We start from the raw sequence: 20,365 nt of genomic DNA on the forward strand, positions 1-20,365 counted from the left end.
TTAGATTATAGAGGGTTATTTTAAATTAAGGTTTTGGAACACTTCTCGTTAAAGTGTATGACTGTTGCTTGGAGTAGTTTGTGGTCCATAGTGTTTGAAGGAAAGAAAGTATGCTATATGGGATATAGAGTAGTAATAAGCCGATTGTAACAATTATAGGTGAATTTCCGCCAAATTGAACGATAAATTGTAACAGTCCATTTGCATGAAAAACGCATTCCATAAAAACGAATGAAAGAATAATGGAACCTAAAATTGATTTATGATTTGAAGTAAGCGCTAAAAACAATGTGTCTACAAGAAAAGAATCATGTTTTATTTCATATTCATTTGTGTTTTTTAAGAAAGGAATCCATTTTTTTACTGCTTGCATAACGATAATCATGGAAGTACTACATACGATGATAAATGATGAGTAGTAAGGAAGGTTTATAAATTGTGCGATGTATAGAAGTAGTAATAAGACTGAACATTGTAATACTACAGTGCAAAAAGAGTAAGGTATCCATTTCAATACAGTAGTAAACTTTTTAAACGAGTTAGGTACTTTGAAAAATAAATGGCCGATACCCAAACTTATGAAAAATCCGATCGCAAGGGTAAAAGTAAAACGAACAATCGATATAAAATATATTTCCCATATGTAAGGGAATAATGGTGTTGAATGATTAGAAGTATGTATCATTTGGTTTGCTGAGAAAAAGATAGATTCATGCATCCAATCAACCTTTGGAATTGATATAGAAGAAAGCTGTGCGAAGTTTTGAAAAATGCTAATAAATCCATTTTGATAAGAGTAATTGTGTGTAATAAAAAGAGCTGGAATAGGACTTATGGCAAAAATAACAATAACACCAATTATAAATTTACATATATGTGAGCGTAATAAGGACATATAACCACCTACTCTTAGAATATTCAGAAAATTCTTATTCTTATTTTAGCTTTTTTTGAAAGAAGTTACAATATATTTTTCATTTAGTAATTCAGAGAGAAGATTTGATAGCAAAAATATACAAGTGAAGGATTCATGAATAAATTATGACAAGAAAATGAATAATTTTCAGAAAAATAAAATAAATCATTTATTTTTTTCTGAAAATATAATATAGTTATGGCACAGAAAGTATTTTAACATAAGGAGGCTTTTTATGAGGATTAAAGGGAATTACGTGCCGAAAAGGGAAGTTTTACTGTGCTCAAGTTCGATTACGATTGGGGAAGCGTTAGAGCATTTAAATAAAACGGGGTATCGTTGTGTACCAGTTTTAGATGAAAAAAAAGAGAAATTTTTAGGGAATATATATAAAGTAGATATTTTAGAATATAAAGGATCACTTGATGAGAGTGTAATACAATTATTAAACGATAAAGAAGGATTTGTGAGAGAAGATTCATCTTTCTTTAAAGTATTTTTTACAATAAAAAAATTGCCTTATTTATCAGTAGTTGATGAAAAAGGGGTTTTCCTTGGAATTTTAACGCATAAAAAAGTTTTTGAGTTATTAGAGGATGCATGGGGCGTTCACTCTAGTAAATACTCTGTCATGATTGGAACGCAAGACTATAATGGAGCAATCCAAAAATTATCGACAGTTTTAAAGAAATACACTGGTATTCAAAGTTTGATGACTTTTGATAATGATGCCTTATTAGTTCGTAGAATTATGTTTACATTAGGAGAAGAGTTTAACGACGGTGAATTAGAGACATTATTGAAAGATTTAGAAGATCACGGATTTAGAGTTGTGTATGTGGAAGAGATGAAAAATCCACGTGAAGTTGAAACGATAGAGTAGCATACAAAAGCCATCTAATTATATATTAGATGGCTTTTGTATGTTACGTGTATAAAGTTATTTGAAAATAACAATTGAATAATAGGTGAGATTGTAACAATATTTGTGTAAGAGAATAAAAAATGTAGATAATTTCGATTTTCAAAAAAATCAATTTGAAAATATGTTTTTATTTTGCAACTAAATATGTTACTATATGTGTGATAAAAACAAAGAGGTCTGACATCTACACTCCACGTAATAACACTCTAATGATTTGAAAATTCAAAAAAATCAAAATTCAAAATAATAATTGTATTAATGATTAGAGTAAAAATAAGGGGAATGGAGAAATTATGGAGAAAGACACTGCTTTGTAAGGGGCATATTTTATCATCTTGAGCAGAGAGGAGGATGCATAGCATATTGTAAAATATAGAGATAAACAATGAAAAAGTGCTATGCAAATGAAGAGCATGAAGGGACGTTTAAGGCCAGGTGATACGGTAGCAATTGGTTTAATGCTATTTGCATTATTTTTAGGAGCAGGAAATTTAATTTTTCCGCCAGTTTTAGGTCAACAAGCAGGAGAGAATGTTTGGATTGCTACAATAGGATTCCTTGTAACGGGAGTCGGATTACCCCTACTAGCTGTAACAGCTGTCGCGTTTGTAGAGGGGGACTTGAAAGCGTTATCTTCTAGAGTCCACCCTATATTTGCGTTTATTTTCCCATTGATTAGTTATTTAGCAATTGGACCATTTTTCGCGATTCCTCGTACTGGAGCTGTTTCGTTTGAAATGGGTATGAAGCCGTTTTTATCAGAGGCAATGGTTTCAGAGTGGTACATGCTATTTCTTTTCACGATAGTTTTCTTCGGAATAACGTGGTATTTATCATTAAATCCATCTAAATTAGTGGATTGGTTCGGAAAGTTTCTTACACCATTATTAGTATTAATTGTCGCTGTTATTGTCGGAAAGGCAATTATTGATCCAATTGGAGAGCCAGCTGCGCCGTTAGCTGCTTACAAAGAAAATGCTTTCTTTGGTGGATTTATTCAAGGATATTTAACGATGGATGCAATTAGCGCGCTTGTATTCGGAATTGTCGTTGTACAAGTTATCCGCTCTAAAGGGATAAAAGAGAGTAGTCAAATTGCAAAAATAACAGTAGTATCAGGTATTATTGCTGTACTTGGTTTAACGTTAATTTATTTATCACTTGCTTATCTTGGTTCAACAAGTACATCACTTGGTATCTCAGAAAACGGTGGCCTTATTTTAACGAATGTTGTAAATGAGCTATATGGGACGAGTGGTAAAATTTTATTAGGGCTTGTTATTATACTCGCTTGTTTAACAACTTCTGTTGGGTTAACATCTGCGTGTGCAGGTTTCTTTACAAACTTATTCCCAAAACTTTCGCATAAAACGATTGTAACAATGGTATGTGTATTTAGTTTAATTGTATCTAACCTAGGTTTAACACAATTAATCGCAGTAACATTACCTGTGTTAATGATCATTTATCCAGTTGCAATTGTATTAATCGTACTTTCGTATTTCCATAAGTGGATTGGGAAGCGTAATACAATTTATATTGGAGCTATTTTAGGTGCATTGTTAATTAGTTTCTTTAACGGTTTAGAAAGTGCGAAAATTAAAATTGACGCGATTTCTAATGTACTACAAATGTTACCGTTATATAACGAAGGAATCGGATGGTTAATTCCATCATGTATTGGCGGGATTCTCGGTTTCTTCTTCTATAAATCAAATGAATCAAGTGAATTACAAAAGAAAGGTGCTTAGGCACCTTTCTTTTTTTGAAGGGGATTTTTGTATTTTGTCTAAGTAATAATTGGGGGGAATGATAAATGGCTAATTTTGAAGATTTTTTAAATTTGGATTTGAGAATTGGAACTGTAATACATGCAGAGGAATTTAAAGAAGCGAGAGTACCAGCGATTAAACTAGCAATAGATTTTGGAGAAATCGGGATAAAGCAGTCAAGTGCTCAAATTACGAAAAGGTATATTCCAGAAGATTTAATCGGTCAACAAATCGTTGCTGTTGTAAACTTTCCACCAAAGCGTGTAGCTGGATTCAAATCAGAAGTGCTTGTGCTTGGTGGTGTTCCTGAAGCTGATGATGTTGTGTTACTTCAGCCTAATATGGAATTGCCAAATGGAACAAAAATTAGCTAGGGTGAAGGTAGGGGCTAATATGGATATCGGACGAGAATATTTGCAATGTGCGATTTCGAACTTTAAAGCAACAAAGAAACAAGGGGAACGGGCACTTTCTCAATTATCATATGAACAAATACAATGGTCTTCTCATGAAGAAACAAATAGTATAGCGATTATTATTAAGCATCTGCACGGTAATATGCGTTCTAGATGGACGGATTTTTTAACGTCTGATGGTGAAAAAACAGATCGTAATCGAGATGGTGAATTTGAAGGATGCTATCATTCAAAAGAAGAAACCCTTATAGCTTGGCAAGAAGGATGGAAATATGTTTTTAATACGATGAATACTTTAACGCCAGAACACTTATTGAAGACGGTATACATTCGCGGTGAAGCACATACTGTCATGCAAGCAATTGAAAGGCAAATTTCTCATTATGCATTGCATATTGGTCAGATTATTTACATTGGGAAGATGTTAAAAGAAAATGAGTGGGAATGTTTAAGTATTCCGAGAGGTCAGTCTGCGTGTTATGTAGAGAAAAAACGTTCAACATAATAATAAGAAAGCAACCGATAAAAAATAGGAAAAAAGAAAGTCAGCCAAATAATAGATGGTTCTGTAATCATAAGAATACTGCCAAAAATAAGTCCATATATAATAAGAAAGAAATTGAAAAGTGTATTCACAGGGAGAAATCGTGAGATGAACACTTGCTGTCGTTTAAAACAATCACTGTGAAATAAATAAAAGCGGAAGTACCATGTGGCTGTAATAAGGTCTTTCTTTCTCACAATTTTTTTTTTGCATGTATGACAGATAAATGGTGGTTGCATTTCATTACGCTCCATTTTTTATTTTCATAATAATGTGAGACAAAAGTAGGTACAAAGTGTATGTTCCTATATACGCTCCTGCAATAAGGAAAAATGGATTCAGTAAAATTCCATGAATGCTCGTCATGAAAACTAAATCTTGTATTAAAACATCGTATATATTAATGGAAATAATTGTACCAAGTACATATAGTGCCAAGTACGCAGAAATATGTAGCACAATAGAGATTTTTGGTTGCTTAGCGGACAAATAAAAAATGAATGATAGAGCGATTGGTAATATTCCTATTAATAGCTTCAATTCATTTCACCTCATTAACAATATAGCCGAAATTTTAACGGTCTATTCTCTAGGGCTTGTACATAACTTGAAATAGAGAGGTGATAGTATGAATCGGGGCTTTTTTTTTATGAAGTTTACAAATATGCGTAAGTTAGTTTTATTTGTTATTACTACAGTGCTAGCGACTTTTTTTCTTATTAGTCTGATGGTAACCTCTATGAAAGAGACAAAGTCAACGTATTTATATAATTGGTTAAATGAGTTATCGATGAATGGTTACATGTATGTACTTGGAAAAGAGAATCATTATTTTACACAGGAGTATCGAAATTTGAATCAAGATTTTTCAATTTCTTCTTTTCTCTTTTCTATGGCTACAAATATTCGCTTTAATGATGTACGCAGTTTTGTCGGGAAAGAGCTCCCGGGATTTGGTAAGTACGATACAGAAATTGTTATTGCGGGTGAGGGTACAAATTATTCTAACTTACCGATAGAGTCGAGTGTTCCTCTTGAAGAAGTAGTGAAGGAACGGACTAGTGGAACTGGACAAGCACCTAAACAAGATACGAATAAAGAGAAAAAACAGCCGTCCCAAACGACTGGGAAGAGACAAGTTGCGTTTATTTATCATACACATAGCTGGGAATCTTATTTACCTTTACTTAACTTAACGAATGACCCGAATCCGAATAAAGCAACGAGTTCTGTGTCGAATATTTCTATATTAGGAGATCGTTTCCGTGAACAACTAGAAGGTGAAGGGATTGGGGCTACTAACGATAAGAGTGATGTTGGTCAAAAGTTAATAAGTAAAGGTTTAAACAGTAATAGTTCGTATAAAATGTCACGAGAAATTGTGCAGCAAGCTATGGCTGGAAATAAAGATCTTCAATACTTTTTTGATTTGCATCGTGATAGTGCCCGAAAGAATGTAACGACAAAAACAATTGGAGATAAATCATATGCAAAGCTTGCATTTGTAGTAGGGAAAGGAAATAAAAACTATGAAAAAAACTTACAATTAGCGACAGCTTTACATGAGGCGATTAATAAGAAATATCCAGGAGTGAGCCGTGGGGTCATTCAAAAAGGGTTCCAGACAGGAAATGGAATCTATAATCAAGACCTATCAGGACAAGCGATATTAATAGAAGTTGGCGGTGTAGATAATACAGAGGAAGAATTGAATCGATCAATTGATGCACTTGCTAAAGCATTTGGTGAATATTTTTGGCAGGCAGAAAAAGTGAATGGATAAAGTGAAATTTAAATTGGTGAGAGACCTCACCTGATGAGGAGGAATTCACAGTATTTTTGAAAAAACGTAAGTGTAATGCTTGCGTTTTTTCTTTGTAATGATGAGACGTCACAGAATAGACATAATTTGTCGTTGTTATAGTAATATCGAAATTTGTCAATTTATAGCAGGAGATTTACAAAGGGATTTTCAGGAAAGTAGAGAAAATCTTTTTATAAGGAAAACTTTTTATGATGAAACTGGTAGGGTGATTGAAGTGATTAGGGAGATCGAAATAGAAGATGCATCATCATTTTTGCAATTAAGTAAGCAATTAGATGAAGAAACGAAGTTTATGTTATATGAACCAGGAGAAAGAAAAACTACAGCTGAGCAACAAGAAAAAATGATCCATCGCTTTATAGAAAATGAATATGCAACAATATTTGTAGCAGTTGAAGATGAGAGGATAGTAGGTTTTATATTAGTGAATGGAAATAACATTCAAAGAAAGAGGCATGTGGCAACCATTGTAATTGGTATTTTACAAGAGTATAACGGGCGAGGTATTGGGACGAGATTGTTTAAAGAGGTTGAGAAGTGGGCAAAATTACATGATGTATGGCGTTTAGAATTAACAGTAATGGCCCACAATACAAGAGCTCAGGCACTATATAAAAAAGCTGGATTTGAGAAAGAAGGTGTCAAAAAAGCTGCTCTTATTATCGATGGAAAGGGCATCGATGAGTATGAAATGGCCAAATTATTAAAATAAGAGGTCGTTATATGAAAAAAAGATGGGCACTACTTGGTATTGTAGCTGCAATAATTATTATTGGAGTAGCAGGAATCAATTATAAAATGTATAAGGATAAGCAGGCGCGGGAAGTAAGTGTAAATAGCATATTTCCGAAAGCGAAAGAAACGATTGCTAATATGGATGGGGATATTGCGGTAATTAATAATCCGAATTCAATGCTTGTACTTGTAAATAAAAGTAGGCGTTTACCAGATGGGTATAGACCGCCAGATTTAGTTATTCCGAAAGTGCGCTACTCTAGTGAAGGGGATCAAGAAAAGAAAAAGATGAGAAAAGAGGCAGCGAGGGCGCTTGAGGATATGTTTCAGCAGGCTGACAACGAGCGTATTTTTCTTTTTGCAGTTTCTGGATTTAGATCTTTTGATCGACAAAAAGCATTAAATACGATGTATAAAAAACAAGACGGGGAAGCAAAAACAGCAATGTCTAGCGCGGTTCCTGGCACAAGTGAGCATCAAACTGGACTAGCTATGGATATTACGTCTCAATCTGCTAAATTTCAGTTAGAGACAGTTTTTGGGGAAACGAAAGAAGGTCAGTGGCTTTCTGAAAATGCCCATAAATTTGGTTTTGTGGTTCGATACACAAAAGCGAAAGAAACGATTACGGGCTATCGGTATGAACCATGGCACGTAAGGTATGTGGGAAATCCACAAGCTACATATTTGTATGATAATCAACTGACACTTGAAGAAGTAACAGAGTGAACAATTGAGGGGAGAGACGTACAATGACGATGTTATATAAGAAAAAAGTACATGCATATATTACAAGAGAACAAGAGGGGGTTATGCAATTACTTGTTTTTAAACATCGTGATATACATGAAGCTGGTATTCAAGTGCCAGGGGGAACGGTTGATGAAGGTGAAACGTTAGAAGCTGCTATATTGCGTGAAGTACAGGAAGAATCCGGATTGCGTCATTTATGCATAGAGCGTTTTTTAGCAGATTACATTATACATATGAAAGAAAAACAGGAGTATGAAAAACGCCACTTTTTCCATGTAACTTTACTAACAGATGTAAAGGATACTTGGGAACATATTGTAAGTGCTGGTGAGGAAGATAAAGGATTAGTATTTTGCTACGAATGGGTTGATATTGCAAAATGCCCTGAATTAGCTGGAAAACAAGGTGAGTTTTTACATTTATTAGATGAAGTATACGCACAGTAATGTAAGAGTCTGAAGCGAAGGTTAATCCGTTTCAGACTTTTTTTATTTTTCGGGAAATTAAAGGTGTTTAAATAAGGATATTGAATTTCTTTAAAGGGATATTAATTTAGGATGTGTTGAGATGAAAAATTGAAAAAGTAAGGGGTATATGCTAAAAAAAGTTCATATAAGGGAGAATATAAATGGAAATTCAGTTTAATCCAATCTTAAAAAAGGAATTAACAATTCAAGATATTCAAAATGAAATGGAATCTGGAAAGCTAACTTCAAAAGAGCTAGTGATGTATTATCTCTATAGAATCGCAAAGTATGATCAAGACGGGCCGAAAATTAATTCAATTTTAGAAATCAATCCAGATGCTATTTTTATTGCAGAAGCGTTAGATTATGAAAGAAAGATAAACGGCGTAAGGGGACCATTGCATGGAATACCTGTTTTGCTTAAGGATAATATTGAAACGAATGACTTCATGCATACAAGTGCAGGTACAATAGCTCTAGAACAAAATATAAGCAGTGAAGATGCATTTCTCGTTACTAAACTGCGAGAAGCAGGGGCAGTGATAGTAGGAAAAACGAATATGACAGAATTAGCAAATGCAATGTCTTTTGACATGTGGGCTGGATATAGTGCAAGAGGTGGTCAAACAATCAATCCATATGGAACTGGCAAGGATCATATGTTTGTTGGCGGATCTAGTACAGGATCTGCAATAGCAGTTGCTGCTAACTTTACAGTAGTATCTGTTGGGACAGAAACCGATGCTTCTATTGTGAGCCCCGCTGTTCAAAATTCTGTAGTAGGTATTAAACCGACTGTCGGTTTAATTAGTCGTAGAGGAATTATTCCATTTACTTATTCGCAAGATACAGCTGGACCATTTGCTAGAACGGTAACCGATGCTGCTATTTTGCTAGGAAGTTTAACTGGAGTGGATGAGAAAGATGTAGTTACTCACAAAAGTGACGGTAGGGCATATCGGGATTATACATCTTACCTTGATGCAAATGGTTTAAATGGAGCGAAGATTGGTGTGTTTAACGATGCACCAAAAGATTATTACGAAAATGGTGAGTATGATGAAATCTTGTTTAAGGAAACGATCCAAGTATTACGTAATGAAGGAGCGACAGTAGTAGAAAATATTGATATTCCTTCTTTTCATAGAGAATGGAGCTGGGGAGTTCCGCTTTATGAGCTGAAGCATAGTTTAGATAACTATCTTTCTAAATTACCTTCTACTATCCCGGTACATTCTATTTCGGAGTTAATGGAGTTTAATAAAAACATAGCAGAAAGAGCTTTAAAATATGGACAAACTAAGTTAGAGGGAAGAAAAGATTTTCCTAATACGTTACGAAATCCAGAATATTTAAATGCGAGATTAGAAGATATATATTTTTCTCAAGAACAAGGCATTGATTTTGCATTGGAAAAATATAATCTTGATGCGATACTGTTTCCTTCCTATATAGGTTCTACTATATGTGCGAAAGCGGGTTATCCGTCTATAGCAATACCGGCAGGGTATATGGAAAGCGGGAGGCCTTTTGGAATTACCATTGCAAGCACTGCCTTTAGTGAAGGGATATTAATTAAATTAGCTTATGCTTTTGAACAAGCGACAAAGCATAGAAAAATCCCCAACTTATCATGAATAGAATAAACGAAGAGGACAGGAATCCCTGTCCTCTTTGTTTTAGTGATTAAATTGAAATATCGTTCTGCTCTGTCTTATGATATTTTAATAAACTAAAAGATAAACAAGCGGAACATAAAATAAGAATAGAAGCGATGATATAAATTGTACGAACACCGAACATATCAGTAATAATGCCAATGATAAGCATAGATAGTCCAGAGGCTGTTGAAAGAAGTGCGCCATGTGCTGTATACATTTTTGATAATAAAGAAGGGGCGACACTTGATTGTAAAACAGTCGTTTGGGAAATATCTCTAATTTGATAACAGGGTCCCATTAGAACACATAGAAAAAGCGCAATAAATCCGCTGCTTGTCATACCATATAAAAATGTAAGAATGCTAAATATAAGAGAGCCAATCGACATAGATCGTATTAAATTGTTTTGAATATAGGAACTCATTTTCCAGGCTAATAGACCACCGATTAACGTGCCAACATAATAACTTGTATTAATATACCCCCACCATTCTTCGCCCTTATGAAGGATAGTCGTAACGTATGCCATCGTAATAGCGCCAATCCATATTGTCCCTGCGAAAGTTTCGATTAAGTCCATATATGTAACGGTACGGAGAGAAGGATTTTGAAATAGGAGTTTCCAACCTTCCAATAAAACAGTACTTTTGGAAGAGGGAGAATCTGCTATTCTTTCAGTATGTATGGAACGTAATGAAAAATGTAATGCAATGCATCCGAAAATCATTAAAATGTTATTAATCATGAGTGTAGAAGTAGCGCCAATGAGAAGAACGACAATACTCGTAAATGAATAAGCAACGGCTTGCACAATTTGTGTTGAAAAGGAAAAGATACTATTTACTTTTACTAATTTTTCTTTCGGTGTAAGGCGCGGAAGAATACCGTATAATAATGGAGCACTCCACCCACTACATAATGAAATGACAAAAATAAAAGTTAATAGAGCTATAATGTTTGTGGATAAGACCGGGAACAAAATCATTAATAATAGTAAAAAGACTGTTTTCAGCCATTGGAGCGTATATAACAACGTATAAGATGGAAAACGATTTATTATAAGTGGTGCAGAGATGTTAGCAATTAGATTTGTGATAACTTGTAATAATGGAAAAAGAGCAGTAATAGTAGCTGATTTAGTTGCTATATAAATATGAGTTGTAATAATCATTACATATACGATGTCAGCGAGAGTAATGCATATTTTGGAACCTAAATAGTAGATTAGTGACAGGTTTCTCAATAAGAATATCACCTCTATAAAAAATAGTATTTAGTAATTTGAATAATTATAATTTAAAAATTAAAATTTTAAAAGAATTTAATTTTTTGTCACTTTTTGAAAGGGATTTTCATGTATAATGAAGAATATATTGATATAGTATTATATTAATGATCATTGTAACAGTGAATATGTACAATAGCTTGTAGCAAACGCCCAAGTGTAAGAAAGGGCGGATAAACCATTCTTTTCTTCATATACATATAGAAAATGAGAAAGAAAGTGAGGGTTGCATATGGCTGCTTGGGTAATTTGGTTTATAATAGCTGGTATTTTATTTATCGCGGAAATGTTGTCGATTACATTTTACATGCTTTGGCTTGGAATTGGAGCTGTTGTCGGAGGTCTTATTGCTTTGTTTGCTCCTGATGCACTACTGTTACAAGTTACTGTTGGTGCAATTGTAAGTTTAACTTTGACATTCTTTACGAAAAGAATTTCAAAAAACTTTCGAGAAGCAAAAGGTTTTACTGATACAGTAGATATGCTTGTTGGTAAAAGAGGGCTTGTTATGCAAGCGATTACAAATGAAGCGAATGGTATTGTGAAGGTGGATGGAGATACTTGGACAGCTATTGCAGATTCTTCAATTGATGCTGGAGAAAAAGTCGTTGTTATAAAGAGGCATAGTACTATATTACAAGTGAAAAAGGAGAGTGAATAAATATGGTAGCATTAACGTTAACGATTATATTCGCACTAATTGTAGTTACATTTATCGCATTAACAATTAAAATTATTCCTCAGCAAAAAGTTGGGGTTGTTGAAAGATTTGGTAAGTTTCAACGTATAATGCACCCAGGGTTAAATATTTTAATACCAATTGTAGATCGTGTTCGTGTATATCATGACTTACGCATTCAACAAACGAATGTACCACCGCAAAAGGTAATTACGAAAGATAATGTTCAAGTAGAAATTGATACAATTATTTTCTATCAAATTGTTGAACCAGAACTTGCGACATATGGTATTTCAAACTATGAATATGGTGTTCGTAATATTACTTCAGCAACGATGCGTCAAATCATCGGTAAAATGGAACTGGATGAAACGTTATCTGGTCGTGAAAAAATTTCAACAGAAATCCGCTTAGCGCTTGATGAAGCAACAGAAAAATGGGGCGTACGTATTGAACGTGTCGAAGTTGTTGATATTAACCCGCCAAAAGATGTGCAAGCATCAATGGAAAAACAAATGAAGGCTGAGCGTAATAAACGTGCGATTATTTTAGAAGCTGAAGCAGCAAAACAAGATAAAGTCCTTCGCGCTGAAGGAGAAAAGCAAAGTAAAATCTTGATGGCTGAAGGGGATAAAGAAGCACGTATTCGCGAAGCTGAAGGTATAAAAGAAGCAAAAGAATTAGAAGCACAAGGGGAAGCACGAGCAATTGAAGAAATTGCAAAAGCAGAACAAAATCGTATTGAATTGCTTCGTGAAGCGAATTTGGATGAGCGTATACTTGCTTACAAATCATTTGAATCATTAGCTGAAGTTGCAAAAGGACCAGCAAATAAAGTCTTTATTCCGTCTAATGCAATTGAAACACTTGGTACTCTTGGGGCAATTGGAGAAATATTTAAAGAAAAACAAGCGAAGAAACTACTTTCAAATGATACAGGAAAAGAACAATAAAAGTGAGGAAGAGAAATGGTATACCATTTCTCTTTTTTTGTGTGTATATTCTGAAAAGCTTGTACATATCCATGTATAAAGAAGGTGATGCAGTGAAAAAGTATGCAATTCGAATACATGGGAAGAAGCTGATTTCGTTACTCCTTTTATATGCGCTAATAGTAATTATAATAGCGTCGATTTTGACGTCATTTTTACATACAATGAAATCGAATTATGCAAATCAATGGTTTGGAAAAGTATCGATGCAAGGTTTTGTTCAAATGATAGAAAGTGAGAATCGCTATTACGGATTTGATTATTTTAAGAAGAATAAAAGAGAGTCAGTTGGGAATTTAATGTTCTCTATCGCGACAGATTTGAAAATTAAAGATTTAAGAACATTCGTCGGTAAAGAAGTACCTGGTATGTCAAAGTATTATTCTAATATTATCGTAGCTGGGGAAGGGACAAACTTGACGAATATCCCAAATGAATCTAGTGTACCGATTGAAGAAGTAACGAAAGAACGGGAAATAGCAAAAGATAAAGTTACAGAAGCGGAAAAGAATAATCCGGTTCAGAAAAAGAACGGAGCGAAAAAAGGTGAAAGTGCAGTATATATTTATCATACACATAGCTGGGAATCCTTCTTTCCATTATTACCAGGGGCAACTGATCCATCTAGCCCAGATGTAAATGTGTCTTTACTAGGGAAACGTATGAAAGAGCAACTTGAAGGACAAGGAATTCCGGTAGTTCATGATAAAACGAATATGGGTGATTTATTAGCGAGTAAAAAGTGGGTATGGTATCAGTCATATAAAGCGTCTCATGAATATGTAAAAGAAGCATTAGCACAAAATAATAAAATTGCGTTTCCGATTGATATACACCGTGACGATCAGCGTAAGAAAGTAACAACAAAAGTAATTAACGGAAAATCGTATGCAAGATTATATTTTATAATTGGGATGGAAAATGAAGGCCGTGCTGAAAATGAAAAAATTGCAAGAGCGATCAATAGTTATTTAGATGAAAACTATTACGGATTAAGTAGAGGGATTTTTCCAAAGTATAAAAAAGATGGAAATGGCGTTTATAACCAAGATTTATCGAAAAATGCGATGTTAATTGAAGTTGGTGGTGTTGATAATACGTTAGATGAATTATATAACACAATTGATGTGTTAACAGAAGCGTTTAGTAAATATTATTGGAATGATGCGGAAAAAGTGAATGGATGAGGGACGGGAGACCGTTCCTTTTTTATTTTGGAATCTTAAAATGTGATATAATGGAATTTTATGAATATTAAATAAAGGGAGAGAGAAACATGCAAATACTACTAATACGCCACGGAGAATCAGAAGCTGATATTTTACATGTGCATGAAGGTCGAGCTGATTTTGAGTTAACTGACAAAGGGAGACAACAAGTACAAAGACTTGTACAGAAAGTGAAAAAAGATTTTTCACCAGATTTCATTTGGGCAAGCACATTAAAACGCGCTCGTGAAACGGGTGAAACATTAGCAGAAGCAATTGGTTGTCCAATTCAATTAGAAGAGGAATTAATGGAGTTTAATAATGGAGTGCAAGCAGGCTTATCATTTGAAGAAGCAAAGAAATATCCAGAGCCAAAGTTTCTTCATGATCGTTTTCAAAACGGGGAATCGTTTATTGAGTTTCGAATGAGAATAGAAGGAATCTTTTCTAAAATCTTGACAGAGAATACATATGACCGAATTGCAATTGTTGCCCATGGAGGCGTAATTAATAGTCTATTACGTGCATTTTTCAAAATGCCAATTTCAATGGACTACTATTTCAAAATGGGAGATACGGGAATAAGTTTAATTGAAATTGAGGGTGAACAAAAAACGGTGCATTTCATTAATGATACGAATCATTTGGACGGGATGTAAAGACTTATGTACAAAGTTGTATTTTTCGATGTTGACGGTACGTTATTAAGTGAGATTGATAGAAGCATGCACGAAAGTACAAAAGAAGCGGTACAAAGATTAATAGATAAAGGAATTCACGTAGTTGTTACAACTGGAAGACCATATAGTTTATGCTCACAATTTAAGGAACTAGGTATAAATACGTTTATTTCAGCAAATGGTGCACATATAAAATGTGGGAAAGAAGTTATACATAAATCAGTACTTTCAAGCGAAATCGTTCATGATATTTCAAATTTTGCTGAATTACATGGTCACAGTGTTTCTTACTTTACAGAAGAATTTGCAATGAATAATATTGCTTCCAAAGATGAACGTGTCATGCGAGCGTTAAATGAAACTTTAAATTTAGAGCAGTATCCTGACAAAGTTAGAAACTTATCAGATGAAATGTATTGCATATGTCTGTATGCTGATGACACAGAAGCTCAAAAATTCATTGAAAGATATCCAGCACTTACGTTTGAGCGTTTTCATGGTTACGTTATAAATGTATTGGAAGATAGTAAAGTATCGAAGCTAACTGCAATTCAAAAAGTATTGGAACATTTAAATATTAGTAAATCAGAAGCCATTGCCTTTGGCGATGGTGGAAATGATATTGAAATGTTGCAGTATGTAGGATTAGGAGTTGCGATGGGAAATGGTGGAGAGGAGTTGAAGAGAAGGGCTGATTTCCTTACAACGAAGGCGAGTGAAGGCGGAATTTCTTATGCGTTAAAGAAGTTGCGCATTATTTAAAACTAATAGTTAGTCAGTGTGAAAAATCCTGTTTTAATAATGGCTTTTGTTAATATGTATACTGTTTTAGGGAATTATTTGAGCTCTCCTACTTACAATTTAACTGCAGAACAAATCCTTTATTTTCGCTTAGCAGGGCTGTTTGGTATGTTGCTGTCACCACTTGCAGGTCGTTTAACAAAGAGGTTTGAAGTAAGGAAAGTTCTTCAAGGAGGATTGTTGATTGCTATTTTTAGTCTAAGTTCAATGGGCTTTGTTTCGTATCTATCTCTACTTGTAATGATGAGTGTCTGTTTTGTAATAGGTATTGCTATATCCGTTCCGTCTTTAGTTTCTCTTGTAGGTCAATTAGGAGGGAAAGCAAGGGGAATAGCAGTATCTATTTATACTTTTATTTTATTTTTAGGTACTAGTATAGGACCTGTCATTTCTATTTATCTTATGAAAATAGGCGGTTATGCTCAAACATTTATTTTATTAGGAATGATACTTTTTATTGGTTTTGTAGCTTCTCTATTTATAATTAATGAATGAGTGGAAAATCACTCAAATAAAGGAATGCGAGGATCTTTCATATGCTCGCATAATAAAATATGAATTTGTCCACGATGATGATAAAAGTGTGCAACGATTTCAAGTAACCATTCAAAGCGCGAATAAGAAATACCCCAATAGGCAGTCATAACTTCTGCTAATTCTATTTGGGAGTAGGAAAGAAATGTTTTAGAGAGAAGGTTGTATCCTTCAATCATCGTTTGTTGCATGTGAGCAACTGTTACGGGCGTATGTTCTATATAAAAGGTATGTAATTCTTTTTCTGAAATACCATTTAAAATGAGTAAATCAGCATGACAAATAAGAGAAAGATGTGCACACATTTCAAATAATGATCGTTTTGAGTGAATCGGTTGTATTTTTAAATCGTTTTCACTATATTGGTTAAGCATATAAATAGAAGTATCAATAGCAACTTTTAGTTGATGCAATGCAGATTGAACAAACATTGTAATTCTCCTCGTCTCCGTATATAATAGTTTCTTGAGGATATTATATCATACTCAAAATTCCGAAAATTCTAGTAGTTTGACTAGCATAATGAAAAGTATTATATTGTAAAAGGTCATATGAAACGTGAAATAGAATGGAATGCAATTATTGAGTTAGGAGTTAGACCAATGAGTTTGAAATATGGAAGAGATACAATTGTAGAAATTGACTTAAATGCTGTAAAACATAATGTAAAAGAATTTAAAAAACATGTAAATGATGAAGAAATTAAGATGATGGCTGCTGTAAAAGCGAATGGGTATGGCCATGGGGCAGTTGAAGTTGCCAAAGCTGCAATTGAAGCTGGGATACATCAACTTGCAGTTGCATTTGTAGATGAAGCAATAGAATTAAGAGAAGCAGGAATTACTGTGCCGATTTTAATTTTAGGATACACACCAGTAGCGGCTGTAGAAGATGTAATTCAATATGACGTTATGATGACTGTTTATAGAGTAGAAGATTTACATGGTATAAATGAAATTGCAAACCGTCTTCAAAAGAAAGTACAAATTCAAGTGAAAATTGATACAGGAATGAGTCGTATCGGTTTACAAGAAGAAGAAGTTAAACCATTTTTAGAAGAATTAAACCGTATGGAGTATGTAGAGGTAGTAGGGATATTTACGCATTACTCTACGGCAGATGAAATCGATAAATCATATACGAATATGCAAACAAGTTTATTTGAAAAGGCTGTTAATACAGCGAAAGAATTAGGAATTCAAATACCATATATTCATAGTTCAAATAGTGCGGGATCAATGGAATTAAGTAACACATTTCAAAATATGGTACGCGTTGGAATAGGCGTGTACGGTATGTATCCGTCAAAAGAAGTGGATCATTCAGTCGTTTCTTTACAGCCTGCGTTGTCGTTAAAATCAAAAGTAGCTCATATTAAACATGCGAAGAAGAATCGTGGTGTAAGTTATGGGAATACGTATGTAACAACTGGTGAAGAATGGATTGCGACTGTACCAATTGGTTATGCTGATGGTTATAATCGTCAATTATCTAATAAAGGCTATGCGTTAATTAACGGGGTTCGAGTACCTGTTATTGGCCGTGTTTGTATGGATCAGTTAATGTTGGATGTTTCAAAAGCGATGCCAGTACAAGTAGGAGACGAAGTAGTATTCTACGGTAAACAAGGTGAAGAAAATATCGCAGTAGAAGAAATAGCGGATATGTTAGGTACAATAAACTATGAAGTTACATGTATGCTAGATAGAAGAATTCCGCGTGTCTATAAAGAAAATGACGAAACAACTGCAGTTGTAAATATATTAAGAAAAAACTGAATCATTTCGATTCAGTTTTTTTATTCATATCAAATGCGAATATACCCTCGTTATGTAATACGGAGTAAACTTTGTGAAACACACTTTTTAGTTCATCTAAATTAAACTATCACCGGCAGAGATGACCAGTCCCGCAACAAAGATCTAATATACGAGAGTAGGGAAGAGCATCTTGTAAAACGAGGCTGGGTAGGAGTGTTAAACAAAATGTCTCCAATGTTTATTATAGATGTTTGCTAAAATATCATAATTAGAATAAATTGTTTTTTTAACATATGTATTCACCTAAAAATTCATTAAATTATAATAGTCATGCCTCGTTTTAATTTCAAAACCACATTGTGTATATAGTTTTAAAGCGTGGATATTTTTCGTTTCGACGTCTAACTCAATTGTTGAAACTCCTTCTGTAATAAGGGTATGTACTATATTACAAAGAATATCTTTTCCGTATCCTTTACCTTGATAAGAAGGATGAACGGCGAATCCTGATAGTGTAGTAGATTGCTCTTGTTTAGAAACTGTAATTGTTCCTATCACTTTTTGAGCAATAAGGGCACTGTAAACTTGATGGGAAGATGAATTCATCATTTTTTGTAACCATGTAGCCGTATTTTCTACTGAATCACCAAAAGCTTTACTAGAAATTTTAATAAGGTCAAGAAGTGATTCTGAAGGTGCAAGAGTAAGCTGTATATTATTATCTGTTGTTTTTTGAATTTCGTTTGTTTTGAACGCCATACTATATTCACTATATAAATATGGTAACTTCATATGTTTTACAAATGCATTCCCAGAAATAGAATCCCCATTAATAATAAGAAGAGCTTCATCTGTCGCTCTATTTTGTATTTCTTTCATTGCAGTTTGTAAAAGGATAGTTCCGAAATGTTGTTTTCTAAAATGAGGATGTACAAAGCCTATTAGTTCAAGCTTTGTTGGTCTTTCGAAATCATACATATTTAAAGCGCCAATTAATTGAGTACCGTTATAAAGAAGAAAAACGTTTATATAATCTTCATTTCGATTTTTTAAAAAGTTGATATGTAAATCTGAAGAGTAATCAAGATTATCTTGTTGTCAGCAAATATAAGCTAAATCCTTCATTTGCTGTATTTCACTTTCTGTTACAGAACGCTTTTTCTGAATATCCGTTGTATACTCCCTCTCATTTGTATTTAAAAATAGGATGGGTGACTTAACCATTTCTTTAATTCCACATTACCTTGCACAGATAACAGTCGGTATAAATAACGATAAGGCTGTCTATATTCTTCTAAGTGAGGAATAGACATAATTGTTTCGTAACCACTTTTAAAGGCATGTGCTTCTTTTTCGGTAAGTACATATTCTAGTCCGATAAAATCAAACTCTCGCGGAGCAACAGCGTAAGCTTCAGTATCTACTAAACCCGTAATAGTTGTACCGTCAGATAAAAATTGAGTAGGATCCATATCAATTAAGACGAGTGTAGATTCCTTTGGTACGGACAGGGAAGAAAGTTGTGATTCAAAGGTAGGGAGTGCATTTTTTATGCTTTCATCATCGGAATAAAACATATTCACAAGCTCTTTACTCACGTTTAAAATATGTGATTGGAATTCATCTAGTGGAACTTGGAACGTGCCAGACGGATTTCCTATGAAATCGGCTTTAAATTTATGTATTTCTGCAAGTCCTTTTCCTAGGCTGAATAAAATAGAATCTGGTTGCTCGATAAAAGATTGAACTGTGTTACCTACTAACTTTTCGACCACCACAAATTCACGGCTATTTAAAACATGTTTTTCTAATATTGTTGGGATAGGAAGATTCGTATGTTCTTGCAGCAATGTATGTACAGTTTCTAAATGATGGACGTTCCTTGGATCAATTCCAAATAGATTTTTACATCCCCACCAAAAATCATTATTTGGTTCTTCATTCATTTTAGAAGCACGAACGATAACTTCTGTATCTTCTGTTTGAACGAGAAAAACATCACTTGCATGATCTTCATAACCTGGGTGCAAGGCTTGAACGGATAGAATAGGTGAATTGAATAGTTGTTGTAACATGAAAAGACTCCTTTTTCTGTAAATTCCATAAATTCATTATATAACAGATGATGAGTTATGAGGATAAAGATAAAAAGATTGAAAGCATACTTACATTTATAGTGAAAACTCATTAAAAATATTATATTTCTCTATTTTTGTATGAATTGTCTAAAAATAATGGTGGTAATACTTGAATGTAAGACTCGTATCTTTAAATCTATGAAGAGTAAAAGTAAAATTAAGCATTCATTTATAAGATTGTGAATCACAATAATGTAGACTATAGAAAATATTTCTCAATAATAAAATGAAGAGAAAAGCATGAAGAAGTAGAATGCATTCATTTATAATAGAC

21 protein-coding genes and 3 pseudogenes are annotated in these 20,365 nt (G+C 33.8%); 16 read left to right on the plus strand and 8 right to left on the minus strand.

What is annotated here, in order from left to right; all coding sequences use genetic code 11:
* Nucleotides 1-25 precede the first annotated feature (25 nt).
* Nucleotides 26-895, minus strand: a complete 870-nt coding sequence (locus DN404_RS19090) for a hypothetical protein (RefSeq protein WP_000055268.1) — start codon at nt 893-895, stop codon at nt 26-28.
* 256 nt (nt 896-1,151) lie between these two features.
* Between DN404_RS19090 and cbpA the strand changes: the two genes are divergently transcribed.
* The 4 genes from cbpA (at nt 1,152) to DN404_RS19110 (ending at nt 4,534) form a co-directional block, all read left to right on the plus strand.
* A complete protein-coding gene (gene cbpA, locus DN404_RS19095; protein ID WP_001220526.1) occupies nt 1,152-1,799 on the plus strand; it encodes a cyclic di-AMP binding protein CbpA in 648 nt (215 codons plus the stop codon).
* Between the two features lie 455 nt (nt 1,800-2,254).
* Nucleotides 2,255-3,592, plus strand: a complete 1,338-nt coding sequence (gene brnQ4 / locus DN404_RS19100; protein WP_011110049.1) for a branched-chain amino acid transport system II carrier protein BrnQ4 — start codon at nt 2,255-2,257, stop codon at nt 3,590-3,592.
* 65 nt (nt 3,593-3,657) lie between these two features.
* Nucleotides 3,658-3,987: a chaperone CsaA gene (gene csaA, locus DN404_RS19105; RefSeq protein WP_001263013.1), complete on the plus strand. Its 330-nt coding sequence runs from the start codon at nt 3,658-3,660 to the stop codon at nt 3,985-3,987.
* Nucleotides 3,968-4,534, plus strand: coding sequence for a DUF1572 domain-containing protein (locus DN404_RS19110; protein ID WP_149215336.1), 567 nt, complete (start codon nt 3,968-3,970; stop codon nt 4,532-4,534). The genes csaA and DN404_RS19110 overlap by 20 nt, the downstream gene beginning before the upstream one ends.
* Here the strand turns inward: DN404_RS19110 and DN404_RS19115 are convergent.
* Together DN404_RS19115 and DN404_RS19120 are read right to left on the minus strand one after the other, a co-directional pair.
* Nucleotides 4,507-4,812 carry a hypothetical protein gene (locus DN404_RS19115; protein ID WP_033686733.1) on the minus strand — a complete coding sequence of 102 codons (306 nt, stop codon included), beginning with the start codon at nt 4,810-4,812 and terminating at the stop codon, nt 4,507-4,509. The two genes, DN404_RS19110 and DN404_RS19115, sit on opposite strands and share 28 nt — an antisense overlap.
* A 4-nt stretch (nt 4,813-4,816) precedes the next feature.
* Nucleotides 4,817-5,113 (minus strand): hypothetical protein, encoded by a 297-nt coding sequence (locus DN404_RS19120; protein ID WP_000770738.1) that lies wholly within the window; start codon nt 5,111-5,113, stop codon nt 4,817-4,819.
* Nucleotides 5,114-5,201: 88 nt separating this feature from the next.
* Between DN404_RS19120 and spoIIP (DN404_RS19125) the strand changes: the two genes are divergently transcribed.
* From spoIIP (DN404_RS19125) to DN404_RS19145, 5 genes are all read left to right on the plus strand, one after another.
* Nucleotides 5,202-6,356 (plus strand): stage II sporulation protein P, encoded by a 1,155-nt coding sequence (gene spoIIP, locus DN404_RS19125; RefSeq protein ID WP_001079278.1) that lies wholly within the window; start codon nt 5,202-5,204, stop codon nt 6,354-6,356.
* 256 nt (nt 6,357-6,612) lie between these two features.
* Nucleotides 6,613-7,110 carry a GNAT family N-acetyltransferase gene (locus DN404_RS19130; protein WP_000617576.1) on the plus strand — a complete coding sequence of 166 codons (498 nt, stop codon included), beginning with the start codon at nt 6,613-6,615 and terminating at the stop codon, nt 7,108-7,110.
* Between the two features lie 11 nt (nt 7,111-7,121).
* Nucleotides 7,122-7,862 (plus strand): M15 family metallopeptidase, encoded by a 741-nt coding sequence (locus DN404_RS19135; protein ID WP_000747647.1) that lies wholly within the window; start codon nt 7,122-7,124, stop codon nt 7,860-7,862.
* A 23-nt stretch (nt 7,863-7,885) separates the two neighbouring features.
* Entirely contained in the window at nt 7,886-8,332 is a 447-nt protein-coding gene (locus DN404_RS19140; protein ID WP_000178293.1) for an NUDIX hydrolase, read from the plus strand.
* A gap of 182 nt (nt 8,333-8,514) precedes the next feature.
* Complete coding sequence (locus DN404_RS19145; RefSeq protein WP_149215337.1) at nt 8,515-9,990, plus strand: amidase family protein; 1,476 nt, start codon at nt 8,515-8,517, stop codon at nt 9,988-9,990.
* 49 nt (nt 9,991-10,039) lie between these two features.
* Here the strand turns inward: DN404_RS19145 and DN404_RS19150 are convergent, their stop codons facing one another.
* Nucleotides 10,040-11,257, minus strand: coding sequence for an MFS transporter (locus DN404_RS19150; protein ID WP_001245229.1), 1,218 nt, complete (start codon nt 11,255-11,257; stop codon nt 10,040-10,042).
* A gap of 274 nt (nt 11,258-11,531) precedes the next feature.
* On the opposite strand from DN404_RS19150, the gene DN404_RS19155 reads away from it, so the two are divergent.
* The 6 genes and pseudogenes from DN404_RS19155 to DN404_RS19180 form a co-directional block, all read left to right on the plus strand.
* A complete protein-coding gene (locus tag DN404_RS19155) occupies nt 11,532-11,960 on the plus strand; it encodes an NfeD family protein (protein ID WP_000741977.1) in 429 nt (142 codons plus the stop codon).
* Between the two features lie 2 nt (nt 11,961-11,962).
* The gene (locus DN404_RS19160; RefSeq protein WP_000226251.1) at nt 11,963-12,931 is read left to right on the plus strand and encodes an SPFH domain-containing protein; all 969 of its coding nucleotides are present in this window, start codon (nt 11,963-11,965) and stop codon (nt 12,929-12,931) included.
* A gap of 20 nt (nt 12,932-12,951) precedes the next feature.
* Nucleotides 12,952-14,157, plus strand: a complete 1,206-nt coding sequence (spoIIP, locus tag DN404_RS19165; RefSeq protein ID WP_308808350.1) for a stage II sporulation protein P — start codon at nt 12,952-12,954, stop codon at nt 14,155-14,157.
* 89 nt (nt 14,158-14,246) lie between these two features.
* Nucleotides 14,247-14,837: a histidine phosphatase family protein gene (locus DN404_RS19170; RefSeq protein ID WP_149215338.1), complete on the plus strand. Its 591-nt coding sequence runs from the start codon at nt 14,247-14,249 to the stop codon at nt 14,835-14,837.
* A 6-nt stretch (nt 14,838-14,843) separates the two neighbouring features.
* Nucleotides 14,844-15,620, plus strand: a complete 777-nt coding sequence (locus DN404_RS19175) for a Cof-type HAD-IIB family hydrolase (protein ID WP_000278974.1) — start codon at nt 14,844-14,846, stop codon at nt 15,618-15,620.
* A 30-nt stretch (nt 15,621-15,650) separates the two neighbouring features.
* A pseudogene (locus DN404_RS19180) lies at nt 15,651-16,154 on the plus strand (MFS transporter); the annotation flags it as partial.
* 8 nt (nt 16,155-16,162) lie between these two features.
* Here DN404_RS19180 and DN404_RS19185 read toward each other — a convergent pair.
* Entirely contained in the window at nt 16,163-16,624 is a 462-nt protein-coding gene (locus DN404_RS19185; RefSeq protein WP_000498002.1) for a DinB family protein, read from the minus strand.
* A gap of 171 nt (nt 16,625-16,795) precedes the next feature.
* On the opposite strand from DN404_RS19185, the gene alr reads away from it, so the two are divergent.
* Nucleotides 16,796-17,971, plus strand: a complete 1,176-nt coding sequence (gene alr / locus DN404_RS19190) for an alanine racemase (RefSeq protein WP_002182683.1) — start codon at nt 16,796-16,798, stop codon at nt 17,969-17,971.
* Nucleotides 17,972-17,993: 22 nt separating this feature from the next.
* On the opposite strand, the pseudogene DN404_RS31010 reads toward alr, so the two are convergent.
* The 3 genes and pseudogenes from DN404_RS31010 to DN404_RS19205 form a co-directional block, all read right to left on the minus strand.
* Nucleotides 17,994-18,256, minus strand: a pseudogene (locus tag DN404_RS31010) (class I SAM-dependent methyltransferase); the annotation flags it as partial.
* Nucleotides 18,257-19,177 (minus strand): annotated as a pseudogene (locus DN404_RS19200) (GNAT family N-acetyltransferase).
* Nucleotides 19,150-20,028 carry a nitrate reductase gene (locus DN404_RS19205; RefSeq protein ID WP_088363311.1) on the minus strand — a complete coding sequence of 293 codons (879 nt, stop codon included), beginning with the start codon at nt 20,026-20,028 and terminating at the stop codon, nt 19,150-19,152. The pseudogene DN404_RS19200 and the gene DN404_RS19205 overlap by 28 nt, the downstream one beginning before the upstream one ends.
* Nucleotides 20,029-20,365 lie beyond the last annotated feature (337 nt).

The sequence above is a fragment of the Bacillus sp. TE8-1 genome, assembly GCF_008368855.1.
GTDB classification, from domain to species: Bacteria; Bacillota; Bacilli; order Bacillales; family Bacillaceae_G; genus Bacillus_A; species Bacillus_A cereus.